Annotated in this window: 11 protein-coding genes; 7 read left to right on the top strand and 4 right to left on the bottom strand. The window is 57.6% G+C overall.

Features of this window, described 5'->3' with window-relative positions; all coding sequences use genetic code 11:
• Window positions 1–105 precede the first annotated feature (105 nt).
• From IV493_RS12310 to IV493_RS12295, 4 genes are all read left to right on the top strand, one after another.
• Window positions 106–498 (top strand): YbhQ family protein, encoded by a 393-nt coding sequence (locus IV493_RS12310; RefSeq protein ID WP_031594396.1) that lies wholly within the window; start codon window positions 106–108, stop codon window positions 496–498.
• 217 nt (window positions 499–715) lie between these two features.
• Entirely contained in the window at window positions 716–2,086 is a 1,371-nt protein-coding gene (rhlE, locus tag IV493_RS12305) for an ATP-dependent RNA helicase RhlE (RefSeq protein WP_013357199.1), read from the top strand.
• Between the two features lie 2 nt (window positions 2,087–2,088).
• Window positions 2,089–3,039 carry a tRNA dihydrouridine(16) synthase DusC gene (gene dusC / locus IV493_RS12300; protein ID WP_095707520.1) on the top strand — a complete coding sequence of 317 codons (951 nt, stop codon included), beginning with the start codon at window positions 2,089–2,091 and terminating at the stop codon, window positions 3,037–3,039.
• A gap of 70 nt (window positions 3,040–3,109) precedes the next feature.
• On the top strand, window positions 3,110–4,297 hold the full coding sequence (locus tag IV493_RS12295; RefSeq protein WP_033782378.1) for an MFS transporter: 1,188 nt from the start codon (window positions 3,110–3,112) through the stop codon (window positions 4,295–4,297).
• A 20-nt stretch (window positions 4,298–4,317) separates the two neighbouring features.
• On the opposite strand, the gene IV493_RS12290 is transcribed toward IV493_RS12295, so the two are convergent.
• The 4 genes from IV493_RS12290 to IV493_RS12275 all read right to left on the bottom strand — a co-directional run bounded on the left by IV493_RS12290 (window position 4,318) and on the right by IV493_RS12275 (window position 10,023).
• On the bottom strand, window positions 4,318–5,919 hold the full coding sequence (locus IV493_RS12290; RefSeq protein WP_147788501.1) for an inorganic phosphate transporter: 1,602 nt from the start codon (window positions 5,917–5,919) through the stop codon (window positions 4,318–4,320).
• A 187-nt stretch (window positions 5,920–6,106) separates the two neighbouring features.
• Window positions 6,107–7,210, bottom strand: a complete 1,104-nt coding sequence (locus IV493_RS12285; RefSeq protein ID WP_195857215.1) for a L,D-transpeptidase family protein — start codon at window positions 7,208–7,210, stop codon at window positions 6,107–6,109.
• A gap of 214 nt (window positions 7,211–7,424) precedes the next feature.
• Window positions 7,425–9,239, bottom strand: coding sequence for a glycoside hydrolase family 15 protein (locus tag IV493_RS12280; RefSeq protein ID WP_195857214.1), 1,815 nt, complete (start codon window positions 9,237–9,239; stop codon window positions 7,425–7,427).
• A 202-nt stretch (window positions 9,240–9,441) separates the two neighbouring features.
• Window positions 9,442–10,023 (bottom strand): DedA family protein, encoded by a 582-nt coding sequence (locus IV493_RS12275; protein ID WP_033782384.1) that lies wholly within the window; start codon window positions 10,021–10,023, stop codon window positions 9,442–9,444.
• A gap of 205 nt (window positions 10,024–10,228) precedes the next feature.
• On the opposite strand from IV493_RS12275, the gene IV493_RS12270 reads away from it, so the two are divergent.
• The 3 genes from IV493_RS12270 (at window position 10,229) to IV493_RS12260 (ending at window position 14,612) form a co-directional block, all read left to right on the top strand.
• Window positions 10,229–10,816, top strand: a complete 588-nt coding sequence (locus tag IV493_RS12270) for a Yip1 family protein (RefSeq protein WP_013357206.1) — start codon at window positions 10,229–10,231, stop codon at window positions 10,814–10,816.
• A 179-nt stretch (window positions 10,817–10,995) separates the two neighbouring features.
• Entirely contained in the window at window positions 10,996–11,943 is a 948-nt protein-coding gene (gene pbpG, locus IV493_RS12265) for a D-alanyl-D-alanine endopeptidase (RefSeq protein ID WP_033782386.1), read from the top strand.
• Between the two features lie 227 nt (window positions 11,944–12,170).
• A complete protein-coding gene (locus tag IV493_RS12260; RefSeq protein ID WP_095707516.1) occupies window positions 12,171–14,612 on the top strand; it encodes a DUF3772 domain-containing protein in 2,442 nt (813 codons plus the stop codon).
• Window positions 14,613–14,660 lie beyond the last annotated feature (48 nt).

The following is a 14,660-nucleotide window of genomic DNA, read 5'->3' as shown; positions in this document are numbered from 1 at the left end:
GCGATATTTAGGGCGTTATCCGAAAATTGTTTTACATTGAGGAAACCGTTTCCGGCTTGTGCCGGTAGCACTTGGGCGACCTGTTGGGTCTGCCAGGAGAATTGAATGAAATGGTCTAATCGTATTCAAATCATCACGGGTCAGACGTTGTTGCATATCGCTATGCATCTGCTGGTGATCGCTGCGCTGATCTGGGGCTGGAAACACAAGGCGCTGGTTGATGTCTGCAGCACGCTGGTGGCGATGTACGCACTGGTTTTTGTTGCCATGCTGGTGACACAGCGCATCGCCCGTTTACGTACGCTCGGCGATTATCTTGAAGAAGCGACCACCACTTACTACTTTGGCGCCGCCATGATGACACTGTTCCTGGTGTCGCGGATTTACCACAACAACCTGCTGCTGGCCTGTCTCGGCGTAGTGATGTTGCTGGGTCCGGCGCTGGTTTCGCTGCTGGCGAAAGAGCCACCGCGGCGCATCGAAAATAAACGTAGTTAAGTTGAAGGCCACCGCGAGGTGGCCTTCCTGTTTCTGCGCAGTTAAGTTATGTCAGTAAATGTGAGCTATCTCGCACACTTCATTTAAAGCTGCTACACTCGCCCGCTTACGCATCGTAGTTTGTGCCCTTTTCACGCGTCAGCCCCAGCTGCCGTCACTATCCCTCTGAAAACTACACCGTGAATCACGGCCAGAGCGGACCGGAGTAAACCACGTAATGTCATTTGACTCTCTCGGCCTGAGTGCCGATATTTTGCGCGCGGTTGCCGAACAAGGCTACAGCGAACCTACACCTATCCAGCGCCAGGCGATTCCTGTGGTGCTGGCAGGCCGCGATCTGCTGGCGAGTGCCCAGACCGGCACCGGCAAAACGGCCGGCTTTACCTTACCGTTGTTACAGAAACTCTCTGCCACCGCGACGCCCATCCGCGGTCGTCGCCCGGTGCGCGCCCTGATCCTGACCCCAACCCGTGAACTCGCGGCGCAGGTCGGCGAAAACGTCAGCGACTACAGCAAATATCTCTCGCTGCGTTCGCTGGTCGTGTTTGGCGGCGTCAGCATCAATCCACAGATGGTTAAGCTGCGTGGCGGCGTCGATGTGCTGGTGGCCACACCAGGTCGCCTGCTGGATCTGGCTCAGCAGAATGCCGTTGACCTGTCTCAGGTCGAAATTCTGGTGCTGGATGAAGCGGACCGTATGCTGGATATGGGCTTTATCCACGACATTCGTCGCGTACTGGCACGTCTGCCGGCCAAACGTCAGAACCTGCTGTTCTCAGCCACTTTCTCGGATGAGATCAAAGGCCTGGCGGAAAAACTGCTGACCAACCCGGAAATGATTGAAGTGGCTCGCCGCAACACCGCTTCTGAGCAGGTGGCGCAGCAGGTGCATTTCGTTGATAAGAAGCGTAAGCGGGAACTGCTGTCGCAGCTGATCGGCGAAGGTAACTGGCAGCAGGTACTGGTCTTTACCCGTACCAAACACGGCGCTAACCACCTTGCCGAGCAGCTGGGCAAAGATGGCATCACCGCTGCCGCAATCCACGGTAACAAAAGCCAGGGTGCCCGTACCCGTGCGCTGGCCGACTTTAAGTCAGGCGGCATTCGCGTGCTGGTTGCGACCGATATCGCGGCCCGTGGCCTGGATATCGAAGAGCTGCCACACGTCGTGAACTACGAGCTGCCTAACGTCGCCGAAGATTACGTTCACCGTATTGGCCGTACCGGCCGTGCGGCTGCAACCGGTGTCGCACTGTCGCTGGTCTGCGTCGATGAGCACAAACTGCTGCGTGATATCGAGCGTCTGCTGAAGCGTGAAATCCCGCGTCTGGCGATTGAGGGTTATGAACCGGATCCGAGCATCAAGGCCGAGCCGATCATCAACGGTCGTCAGCAGCAGTCTCGTGGCGGTGCAGGTGGTGGCGGTCGTGGGCGTGGTCAGGGCGGACAGGGTGCAGGCGCATCGCGTTCATCTTCATCCGGCGACAAACGTCCTCAGGCGCGTCGTCAGAGCCAGGCGGCACCTCAGGGCGATAAGCCCGCAGCCCGTCCACGTCGTCCGGCTCCGAAGCGCACTGGAAACGTCTGAGTATGAGGGTTTTACTGGCTCCGATGGAGGGCGTGCTGGACTCACTGGTGCGCCAGCTGCTATCGGAAGTGAACGACTACGATCTCTGCATCACTGAGTTTTTGCGCGTAGTCGATCAACTGCTGCCGGTAAAATCCTTCACCCGTCTCTGCCCCGAACTGCATCACGCCAGCCGTACGCCATCCGGCACGCGGGTGCGGATGCAGCTGCTGGGGCAGCATCCCGAATGGTTAGCCGAGAACGCCGCACGCGCGGTGGAGCTGGGTTCCTGGGGTGTTGATCTCAACTGTGGTTGTCCCTCTAAACTGGTCAACGGCAGCGGAGGCGGCGCAACCCTTCTGAAAGATCCCGATCTGATTTATCGCGGCGCGAAAGCGATGCGTGAAGCGGTGCCTGCCGATTTGCCGGTAACGGTAAAAGTGCGGCTCGGCTGGGATTCCAGTGCCCGCAGCCTGGAGATTGCCGACGCGGTCCAGCAGGCCGGTGCCAGCGAACTAACAGTGCATGGACGGACCAAAGAAGAGGGCTATCGCGCAGAAGCGATCAACTGGCAGGCGATTGGCGACATTCGTCAGCGGCTGCGCATTCCGGTGATTGCTAATGGCGAGATATGGGACTGGCAAAGCGCGCAAAACTGTATGGCGGTCACCGGCTGCGATGCGGTAATGATTGGCCGTGGTGCACTGAACATCCCTAACCTGAGCCGGGTGGTGAAATACAACGAACCGCCGATGGCCTGGCCCGATGTGGTGCGGTTATTGCAGAAATACAGCCGGCTGGAGAAGCAGGGCGATACCGGCCTCTATCATGTGGCGCGGATCAAACAGTGGCTCGGTTATCTGCGCAAAGCGTATGGCGAAGCCGATGGCTTATTCAGTGAAATCCGTGCGTTAAAAAACTCGGGCGACATCGCGCAGGCAATTGACCGTCATGCACATGTTCATGGTTTGTGATAAAAAATCAGGCGACCCCTTAACCGCCTGACGGTATAGTGGGCAAAATTTCCCACACCACAAGCCTGCTATGTCTGACACCGCTGTGTTGAGCAACAGTCAGCTCAACAAACGAATCCTCTCAGTTATCATTTTCACTTTCTTCTGCTATCTCTCCGTCGGACTGCCGCTGGCCGTGCTGCCGGGCTTCGTCAAAAATCAGCTTGGCTTCAGCTCCTTTATCGCCGGTCTGATTATCAGCATCCAGTATTTTGCAACGCTGCTCAGCCGTCCGCAGTCGGGCCGTCTCGCCGATCGCCTGGGGCCAAAAAGGGTGGTAATGCTGGGGCTGCTCTGCTGCGGCATGAGCGGGGTGCTGACTATCGTGGCGGCGCTGCTGAGCAGCTGGCCGTGGCTGAGTCTGGCGCTGCTGGCTATCGGGCGACTGTTTCTTGGCGTGGGCGAAAGCTTCAGCAGCACCGGTTCCACGCTGTGGGGCATGAATATCGTCGGGCCGTTGCAGACCGCGCGCGTCATCTCCTGGAACGGTGTCGCCACCTATCTGGCGATGGCTGTTGGTGCGCCGCTGGGTGTGCTGCTGAACAGTCAATTTGGTATGAGCGGATTTGCCGGACTGATTGCGCTGATGGGCGTCGTTGGGTATCTGATGGCCAGCCGCAAACCGGCGGTCACCGTCAGTGTGGGCGAGCGCATTCCGTTTCATCGCGTCTTCTCCCGCGTCTGGCTTTATGGCCTGGCGCTGGGCTTCGGCACCATCGGCTTTGGCGTCATCGCCACCTTTATCACCCTCTATTTTGCCAGCCGCGACTGGCAGGGCGCGGCCTATGCGCTGACGCTGTTCAGCCTGGGGTTTGTGCTGGTGCGGCTGGGTTTTGGTCGCTTTATTACCCGCTTTGGCGGACTGCGCGTGTCGCTGTTCTCTTTCCTGCTGGAGTGTCTGGGACTGCTGATTATCTGGCAGGCGGACAGCGCCTGGCTGGTGGGCGCGGGCGCGTTCCTCACCGGTAGCGGTTTCTCGCTGGTCTTTCCGGCGCTGGGCGTTGAGGCAGTTAAACGGGTTGAGCGTCAGGATCAGGGCTCGGCGCTGGGCACCTATTCCGCCTTTCTCGATCTGGGACTCGGTTTAACCGGGCCGGTGGCGGGCTTATTTATCGGACACTGGGGGATGCAGTCGGTCTATCTGGCTGCCGCCGTGATGGTGCTGGGCGCGCTGCTGATCACGCTGCGGCTCTATACGCAGCAACGGCTCACCACCTGACCGGTGGTGAGCCCTGACTATCAGAAATGGGTAAACACCCAGTAGAGCAGGGCAGAAAGCAGAATGGAGACCGGCAGCGTCAATACCCAGGCGACAGCCAGATTTCGCAGAGTCGAAAACTGCAGGCCTGAGCGGTTGGCCGCCATGGTGCCCGCCACGCCGGACGACAGCACATGGGTGGTCGACACCGGCAGGCCAAAGCCATCGGCTGCGCCAATGGTCATCATCGCCACCAGCTCGGCGCTGGCACCCTGGGCGTAGCTCAGATGGGTTTTGCCGATCCGTTCTCCCACCGTTACCACAATCCTGCGCCAGCCGACCATGGTGCCAAGCCCCAGCGCTATCGCCACCACCACTTTCACCCACATCGGAATAAAGCGGGTGGCGCTGTCGAGTTCGGTTTTCACAGCCTTAAGATTGCGTTCGGTCTCCTGCGGCAGCGTCACCTTCGCGGTCTGCAGATGCTTGATCGACTCCGAAGCCAGATACATCTGGTTGCGGGTATTGGTCACCGCCTGGGCAGGGATATTATCCATCGAGCCGTAACGGCGAATCTGATCGCCCACTTCGTTAAGCGTCCGCGCCAGCGCCGGTAACACCTCGGCGTTCATCTGGTTGCTGCCGACAAAGCCGGTCAGCACGTCGCGGGCCGCCGGGGGATGCGCCGTCGCCGGTTGCAGTTGCAGTAGCTGATGGGCGGTCACTTCAGTCAGTGCGGCCACACGTGGGATCTGATCGGCCGGCAGCGATCGGTTCAGGGCGTAGGCGATCGGCATGGTGCCCACCAGGATCAGCATAATCAGCCCCATTCCTTTCTGGCCGTCGTTGGAGCCGTGCGCAAAGGAGACGCCGGTACAGGTCAGGATCAGCAGACCACGGATCCAGACCGGCGGTGGCTGGTCACTTTTCGGGGCCTGATAAAGCTGGCGATTACGGATAAACATCTTCATCACCCAGAGCAGCAGCCCGGCGCAGACAAAACCCACCACCGGCGACAGCAGCAGGGCATAGCCGACCTTGAGTGCCTGATCCCAGTCCACGCCGCTCAGTCCGCTGCGCCCATGCAGCATGGCGTTAGCCACCCCGACGCCGATAATCGAACCAATCAGCGTATGCGATGACGACGAGGGCAGGCCAAAATACCAGGTGCCGAGATTCCAGATAATGGCGGAGAAGAGCAGCGCATAGACCATGGCGAAGCCGTTGCCGCTGCTGGCCTGCAGGATCAGCTCGACCGGCAGCAGCGAGATAATGCCAAAGGCCACCACGCCGCTGGAGAGCAGTACGCCCATAAAGTTACAGAAACCGGACCAGACTACTGCCACGCCAGGCGTCAGCGAATGGGTGTAGATCACCGTGGCGACCGCATTGGCGGTATCGTGAAAGCCATTGACGAATTCAAAACCGAGCGCAATCAGCAGCGCCAGTCCCAGCAGAAAGAACGGCAGATAGCTGGTGACCGGGGTGTTGGTTTCTTCAACATCATTGACCAGGTTAAGTCCGGCGAAGGCCAGCCCGGCGATCAGCAGAATGAAAAACAGCGGTTTGCTGAAGCGGCTGCCCTTACCGTTGAAATCGGGGCGTCCCCGGGCTGATGAGGAGGAGAGACTGTTTTCGCTCATGGTGTACCTCACGTGGCTGATGCCGGATGCTGATTTGCATCGGGTTAACGGAGTGTGATACGCGCTTTATATGACAGATTAATGATGGTCACGCGGGGAAGGCGGGCGGAAATGTTCGGTAATTTGCCTTAATCCAGGCAATAAAAAAGCCAGCGACAGGCGCTGGCTTCTTAGAGCAGGACGGCGATTACGAGTTGGTATTGGCCGCTGCTGCAGGTGCTGCTGGTGTGACCTGCTCAGTGGCGGGCTGCTGTGGCTGTGCAGCATCACTGTTTGCACCCTGTGGGGTCACTGGCGTCATCGGCTGTTCCTGTGGTGCAGCCTGCGGGTTTTCCGGCATTGGTACAGGTGCAGTCTGGATGTTGTTTTCCACACCGTTCACTTTTACCGGCATACCGGTACGGCCCTGAATGGCGCCGTTAACCTGATCCTGATTGACGCTGGCATCAACCAGCACTTTGCTTACTGCCTGCGTCAGCGTAATCGGCACCAGTTCACGTGAGTTGAACTGCTCTTCCGTAGTCGACAGCGGGTTATGCACTTCAACATAACGTGAACCGTCTGGCTCTACGGTCGCTTTTACCGGCTGATCGACGAACTGAACGCGCGTACCGACCGGCACGTTCTGATACAGCCATTTAATATCGTCAGCGCGCAGACGCACACAGCCGTGGCTCACGCGCAGGCCGATACCGAAGTTGGCGTTGGTGCCGTGAATCGCATAGAGACGACCGATATAGAGCGCGTAAAGACCCATCGGGTTATCCGGGCCTGCCGGGAACACGGCTGGCAGCGTTTCACCGCGTGCCGCGTAGTCCGCATGCATACCTTTGGTTGGCGTCCAGGTCGGGCCATCTTTCTTACGTTCTACCGCTGTGGTCCAGTTAATCGGGGTATCTTTACCCAATTCACCGATACCAATTGGCAGCACCACGACGGTTTTGCTGCCTTTCGGGTAGTAGTAAAGACGCATCTCTGCGCTGTTAATCACAATACCTTCACGCGGTGCGTCAGGCAGAATCAGCTGCTGTGGGATGATCATTTTGCTGCCAGCTTTAGGCAGATAAACGTCAACACCCGGATTGGCTTCCAGCATATTGCTGAGGCCCATCTGGTACTGCGCCGCAAAAGCTTCCAGCGGCAGCTTGCTGTCTTCAGGAACCGTAATTTCAATATTTTCCCCGATCAGACGGCTGTTGGCCGGCGGTAACGGGTAAACCACAGCAAAGGCTGACTGGCTGAATGCCGCCAGAGCCAGAGCGATTGAAGCGAAAGCGCGAATAATTTTCATATTTTACAAGTCTTTATCGCCATATTTCAGGCTGGTCTATGTGTCGAATTCATGCTGGCCAATGTGACCTGCTGCGCATTATATGTTCATTAATCTGACGTTGTGAATCGGGAATTTAACCTGCCTGCAATACTTTACGTAAATTCACCGCGGATGTTAGCGCATTTCCGGAAAGCAGGGCGTGTAAAATGCGGCTTTCCGGGGGCAGTCCTGATTAAGGTTGCCACTGCGTCTGTTCACCGCTGAGTTTGCGATTCAGGAAAAAGGCGGCACTGATTAACGCCAGATGCGTCAGCGCCTGCGGCGTATTGCCCAGCGCATGACCGTGGCTGTCAAACTCCTCGGCGTACAGGCCCAGCGGATTGGCGTAGCTCAGCAGCTTCTCAAATTCAAAATGCGCTTCCTGAATCCGGCCCGCTCGCGCCAGACACTCGACATACCAGAATGAGCAGGCACCAAAGGAGCCTTCCGATCCCTTGAGGCCATCGGCCGGTGTTTCATGCGTATTGTAACGCCGCACCATACCGTCGCTGACCAGATTGGTTTTGATCGCGTCCAGCGTGGCAATCCAGTCCGGGTCGGTGGCACCGACGAAGCGCACCAGCGGCATCAGCAGCATGGAGGCGTCAAGATGTTCACCATGACGGGTGGCAGAGAAATGGCCGCGTTCACTGTTCCAGAAGTTTGCCCAGATATCTTCGCGGATCTCGCGACGCGCCCGATCCCAGCGTTCATAAGGCATCGGCAGAGATCGCTTCATGCCGAGACGCAGCGCACGATCCATTGCCACCCAGCACATCAGACGCGAATGCAGGAAATGCTCGGGTTCACCGCGCATCTCCCATATACCGGCATCGGGCTGATTCCAGTGTTCACACAGCCAGTCGATCATTTTGACCACATGCTCCCAGCCGCGCTGCGAGATCGCCTCACCATACTTATTGGCCAGATAGACCGCATCCATCAGCTCGCCATAGATATCGAGCTGGGTCTGCTGCCAGGCGTCATTGCCGATGCGAACCGGACGGGAGTCGGCATAGCCGGAAAGATTGAGTAACTCCATCTCATGCAACTCGGTGCCGCTGTCCAGCCGGTACATTACCTGCAGGCGCATCTCATCGTGATGGCTGTTTTCAACACAGCGGCCGACCCAGTGGGTAAAGTGTTTGGCTTCATCCACGTAGCCCAGCCGCATCAGTGCATACATGCTGAACGAGGCGTCGCGGATCCAGGAGGCGCGATAGTCCCAGTTGCGTTCGCCGCCCAGCTCTTCAGGCAGGCCAAAGGTTGCCGCCGCCGCAATCGAGCCGTGCTGATGTGAAGTCAGCAGCTTCAGCACCAGCGCCGAACGCTGCACCATCTCGCGCCAGCGTCCCTGATAGGTGCTGTGGGCGCTCCAGCGTCGCCAGTAGTTCAGCGTCTCTTCAAAACAGTGTTCGGTCGCCAGCGCTTCGATATGTGCATCATCCACGCTGCCAAATTCAAACTGCGCATGTTCGCCAGGCTGTAAGGTGAAGTGGGCCGTGGCGCTGTCGTCTTCAAGCGTCATCACCACGGAGGCTGCCAGGCGCAGCGACGGCTGACCTTCAGCATGAAAGTCGATGCAGCCGTTGTGCGCTTCGGCCCGGGTCTGCGCCCGGGCGTAGTCATGACGCGGTGAACAGCGCAGCTGAAAGGTTGCGCTGCCGCGAACCATCTTGACCCGGCGGATCAGGCGCGGCAGTTTGTTCTTGTCATCACAAATCGGCATGTAGTCGGTGATTTCCGCCACGCCTTCATCATCCAGCCAGCGCGTCTGCAGGATATTCGTGTCGGGCAGGTAAAGCTGCTGACGCCGCGCATTGGGCCAGTCAGGTGCGAGGGAGAAAAGGCCGGCATCATCGCTGTCGAGCAGGGCGGCAAACACCGACGGGCTGTCGAGTTCAGGCCAGCAGAGATAATCAATAGTGCCGTCGTTAGCGACCAGCGCACAGGTGCGCAAATCGCCGATGACGCCGTGGTCTTCAATCTTACGTTTTACCTTACTCATTCTTATCTCCCTGTCAGTGTCCATCCTAACTATAGCTGAGCCATCCGATGCGGCTTCGTTTGGGCACAGATGGTTAACGCGCGATTGAATAAGGAAGGAGAGGGGAAGGTGGGCGGGTGAGACTCACGTCATCGTCAACAGGTCGCCAGACGCTTTTCAGCGTCTGGCGACCTCTGTGTAATCAGGAGAAGACGCCATTCGTTTATTGCTGATCGGCCCGGCGATTGTGCCAGCGACGGATCACCCAGCGCAGCACAAAGGCAAAGACGACCGCCCCGACCAGCCACAGCAGATGTTTCAGATGCTGGTCGAGTTTATGCAGCCACGGCGCGATGATGCCGCCTGCGAAATAGCCCAGCGTCACAAAGATCAGCGACCAGATAGCCGCCCCGATGACGTTAAGAATAAAAAACTTCATCGGGTTAAGGCGGCTGGCACCGATGATGATGGGGCCAATCAGCCGGAAGCCATACATAAATCGCACGCCAATCACGAACAGGCTGGGGCGGCGTTTGATCAGGCGGTTTGCCTTCACCACTTTGTCCTGATGCTTTTTAAAGCGGCGAAGGATCCGCGTGCCCCAGCGGCGACCGACCCAGTAGAGCAGCTGATCGCCAACAATGCCGCCACCCATTGCCGCCAGCACGACCCCCACATAATGCAGCAGCCCCTCATGCGCGGCCACGCCGCCCAGCAGCGTAAATGTCTCCCCCTCGGCAATACAGCCAATAAAAAGTGCCAGATAACCGTATTGCGTAATTAATGCGTTGATATCCAGATGCAAAATGACTCTCCCTGTTCGGTGATGATTTCTTTCAGTCTATACGCGATTTGGCTTCGCTTCCGCCCGGCCACCACGGGTCTGTTTATTTATGCTGTTTTTTTGTCCGGTCACCACGAAAATTTCACTGCCGTTTATACTTGAGGAGACGCTGCCCCCAAAGACGCATGCATCACCGGGCGGCCCATCGCATCAGAGGAGTGACTGTATGAACCATGTCTGGGGACTTCTGGCGCATCCGAACCAGGAAATGCGTCATATCAAGCAAGAGAATGAGAGCGTCTCGCACCACTACACCCACCATGTTCTGCTGATGGCGGCGATCCCGGTGATCTGCGCCTTTGTCGGTACAACTCAGCTGGGCTGGAATCTGGGCGAGGGGCAATATGTGCAACTTAACCTGGCAACCGGCATCGCGCTGGGCATTCTGTTCTACCTGATTATTCTGGGTGGCGTCGCGGTTATGGGGCGCGTGATCCACTGGATGGCGCGTGATTATCCGCAGCGTCCCGGCGTCCAGCGCTGCACCGTGTTTGCGGGATACGTGGCAACGCCACTGTTTCTCAGCGGGCTGGTGGCACTCTATCCGCTGGTCTGGCTCTGTGTACTGGCAGGGGCGCTGGCGCTGCTCTACACCGGCTATCTGCTCTATATTGGCATTCCGCTGTTTCTGAATATCGATCGCGAAGAGAGCCTGCGTTTTTCCGGCTCAACGCTTGCCATCGGCGTGCTGGTTTTTGAAGTGTTACTGGCATTAACCGTGGTGCTGTGGGGATATGGACCGCATCTGTTCTGACTGACCGCTGCCGCCGCTCTGGCGGCAGTTCTCTTTTTACGCCCGGAAACAATCTCACCAGGAAATTTCTTAACCTAAAGCGTATGATGCTGCTGCCAGCCCGCGCGCCGACGTGACTGAAGCGGGCGGCCTGTGTCGGTCTGACACAGTACACAATCATAACCGGGTTTTTTTCTACGATGCCTGCAAAAATTCGCTCCACCCTGCTTTCGCTGGCGCTGCTCGTTTCCGGGCAGATTGTTTCACTTCCGGCGCAGGCGACGACTTCATTGTCGCAACTTACGCCTATTGCTCAGCCGCAGATCGCTTCTGGCAGTGCGATGATTGTCGACCTCACCACCAATAAAGTGCTCTTCTCCAGTCACCCGGATCGGGTCAGGCCCATTGCGTCTATCACCAAGCTGATGACCGCGATGGTGGTGCTGGATGCGCATCTGCCGATGAATGAGATGATTAACGTCGATATCAGCCAGACGCCGGAAATGCGTGGCGTATTCTCGCGCGTTAAGCTCAACAGCCAGATCAGCCGCCGCAATATGATGTTACTGGCGCTGATGTCTTCAGAAAACCGTGCCGCCGCCAGCCTGGCCCACGCCTATCCGGGCGGTTATCACGCCTTTATCCAGGCAATGAATGCTAAAGCGCGGTCACTCGGCATGAAACAGACCCGCTATGTGGAGCCAACCGGCCTCTCAACGCAGAACGTCTCCAGCGCGCAGGACCTGGTGAAGTTACTCAAAGCGACGCGGGAATATCCGATGCTTGGGGCGCTCAGCACCACAAAAGAAGAGACGGCCGTGTTTGCCCATCCGAGCTACGCGCTGCCGTTCCGCAATACCAACCATCTGGTCTATAAAAATGACTGGCATATTCAGCTGACCAAAACCGGTTATACCGACGAGGCGGGCCACTGCCTGGTGATGCGCACGATGATTAACAATCGTCCGGTGGCGCTGGTAGTGCTGGATGCCTTTGGCAAATATACTCACTTCGCCGACGCTAACCGACTGCGCAGCTGGATTGAGACCGGCAAAGCCGCGCCAGTGCCTGCCGCTGCGCTGGCGTATAAAAAGCAGAAGTCGGGCCAGGTTGCCAGCAATGGTGCCGGCAGTGCCGACGTTGAGTAGAAAATAGCCGGTGTCGCGCACGGCGCGCACCGGCATTGCCTGCAGGCTGAGCAGGTAGCCGGGAAGAAACAGGCACAGGCATACAGCGATGTTCATGCCGCTGCCTGTCCCGAATCAGCCCGAAAAATGCCCGTTATTCCTATATTGCCATCCCTTGCAAAGCCCTAAACTTACGCGCGACTGGCGAGGGAAGATCGCCTGATTTAAGCTGCCGGAATCTTACACATATGTTTATACGATCCCTTTTTGCATTGTTAATGCTGGCGCTGGCAGGGTTTGCCCCGGCGCTGGCGCTGGCCGCGGATGATACGGCCGGTGCTGCTCAGGAACAGGATGCTCCGCCGAAGCTGAATGCCGCGGTTGAACTGCCGAAAATGCAGAAGATCCTCGACAAAATTAAAAGTCAGGTTTCTGTCGACGCTGGCGAAAACAAGCTGACGCAGCTGAATGAAATGGCGCTGGAGCTCTCCGGTAATGCCGATACGCTGGGTCAGGCGCTGGTTCCCGATCGCCAGCAACTGGAAGCCCAGCTGCAGGTGCTGGGTCCGGCCCCGAAAGCGGACAGCGGCGTCAAAGAGACGCCGGAAGTGACGCGCAAGCGTAACACGCTGGAGAGTCAGAAAAGCAAACTCGACGACCAGATTAAGCAGGCTGAAGGCATTAAAAATGGCGCACTGATGCTCTCCTCGCAGATTGTTAACCTGCGTCGCGATCAGCTGAAAAGCCAGCTGGCGCTGAACTCCGGCAGCATCCTCGGGGCGCGCTTCTGGTCACCGTTGCTCAGCACACAGGATCTGGATGGCGAGAAAATTGGTGAGTTTCTGCAGGAGTTGCAGGACACCGCTGCGCTCTCCTGGGAGCCGGGCTGGCGCGTGGGCAGTGTCTTCTGGCTGCTGGCAGCGCTGCTGGTAATGACGGTGGGCCGTCGTTACAGTGAAGAGTTTCTGGCCTGGGTCAGCATTAATAAACTGCCGGAAGGGAAGCTGCGTCGCAGTTTCCTGGCGGCAGCGATAGCGCTCACCACGCTGGTGGCGGTTGTCCTCACCTTTAACTTTATCTCCCTGGCTTTCACCCGCCGTGATGAGGTCTCTGAAAACGTTCAGGACTTTGTGGATCAACTGGTTCGGCTCAGCGTCTTTTGTGGCCTGATTGCCGGACTGGGACGCGCGTTCCTTTCTACCCGTCGGCCCAGTTGGCGATTACCAACCATCTCTAATGAAGTGGCGATGGCGTTAAAACCGTTTCCACCGATTACTGCGGTGCTGGTCTTTATCTTCCAGACGGTCGAGGCGTTCAATTACAGCGTCGGCACCAGCCTGAATACCACCATTTTTGCCAACGGGCTGACAGCTCTGCTGATTGGCTGTACTGCGCTGGCGATCAGCATGCGCACCAACCGTGTGCGTCGTCGCATGACGCTGGCGGGCACCCCGCCTGAAGCGCGCTCAACGCTGGTCGGTCTGATTCAGATGGGCCTGACGCTGACCGCAATTGCGATCCTTGTCTCGCTGCTGATTGGCTACGTTACGCTGGCGCGCTTCCTGAGTTATGAGTTGATCTGGTGCGGCTTGCTGTTTGGCTCGTTCTACTTCCTCAGTCACCTGCTGAAAGATGGCTGTGAGAGCCTGTTTTCGACCAGTAACCCGACCGGTCGCCGCATCCAGAGTTCACTTAACATTAATGAGCGTCACCTGCAGCAGACGGCCACGCTGCTGACGGCCATCGGTAAAACCTTCCTGGTGCTGGTTGTGGCACTGGCGCTGGTCAACGGCACCTTTGCCTCCTCAACGCCGCTTGAGCTGCTGCAGAAAGCGATTGAATTCTGGGGCGGTAAAGGCCTTGAATCCCTGAACATCGTACCGGCACACATGGTGAATGCGATAATCTGCCTGATTGTCGGAATCTATGTGCTGCGCTCGGTGCGCCGCTGGCTCGACACCGATTTCCTGCCAAAAACCACCATGGATGCGGGGATGCGCGTGTCGCTGGTGACGCTGTTCAGCAACATCGGTTACGTGCTGATTATCCTGCTGACCCTGTCGATCATGGGTCTGCAATGGAACAAACTGGCGTGGATTGTCAGTGCGCTGTCGGTTGGTATCGGTTTTGGCTTACAGGAGATCGTGAAGAACTTTATCTCGGGGCTGATTCTGTTAACCGAGCGTCCGGTGAAAGTCGGCGATCTGGTGAGCATCAGCGGCATTGAAGGGGACATCCGCCGCATTAACGTGCGCGCCACCGAGATTCAGCTGGGCGACAAGTCCACGGTGATTGTGCCGAACTCGCAGTTTATCTCGCAGAACGTGCGCAATGCGACCATGGGCAATGCGCAGGGGGTGGTCACGATTACGCTGACTTTCCCGCTGGATATCGATCCGGTGAAGGTGCGCGATATTCTGCTGGAAGTTTACAACGAGAACGAACGTATTCTGGAAACGCCGGAGCCGTCTGTTTCGTTTAAAGATCTGACTCAGCAGGGCATTATTCTGAGCGTCACGGGTAACGTAGCGGGTCAGCGCCAGATCTCAGGGGCGAAGAGCGACCTGCTGTTCGATATTCTGACGCGTCTGCGTAAAGAGGGCATTCTGCTCTCCACACCGCAAACCATGATTATCGAGCGCCGTCAGATGCCGGGTGTGGAGCCGGTACCCGAAGAGAAGCTGGTTTAGGTGTGAAAGGGGCCGACTTCTGTCGGCCTTTTTTATGTTCACAACGCT

The sequence above is a fragment of the Pantoea sp. SM3640 genome (assembly GCF_015654165.1).
Taxonomy (GTDB): Bacteria; Pseudomonadota; Gammaproteobacteria; order Enterobacterales; family Enterobacteriaceae; genus Pantoea; species Pantoea vagans.
Note: the sequence above shows the minus strand (reverse complement) of the source record. Positions and strands in the feature narration are given on the sequence as shown.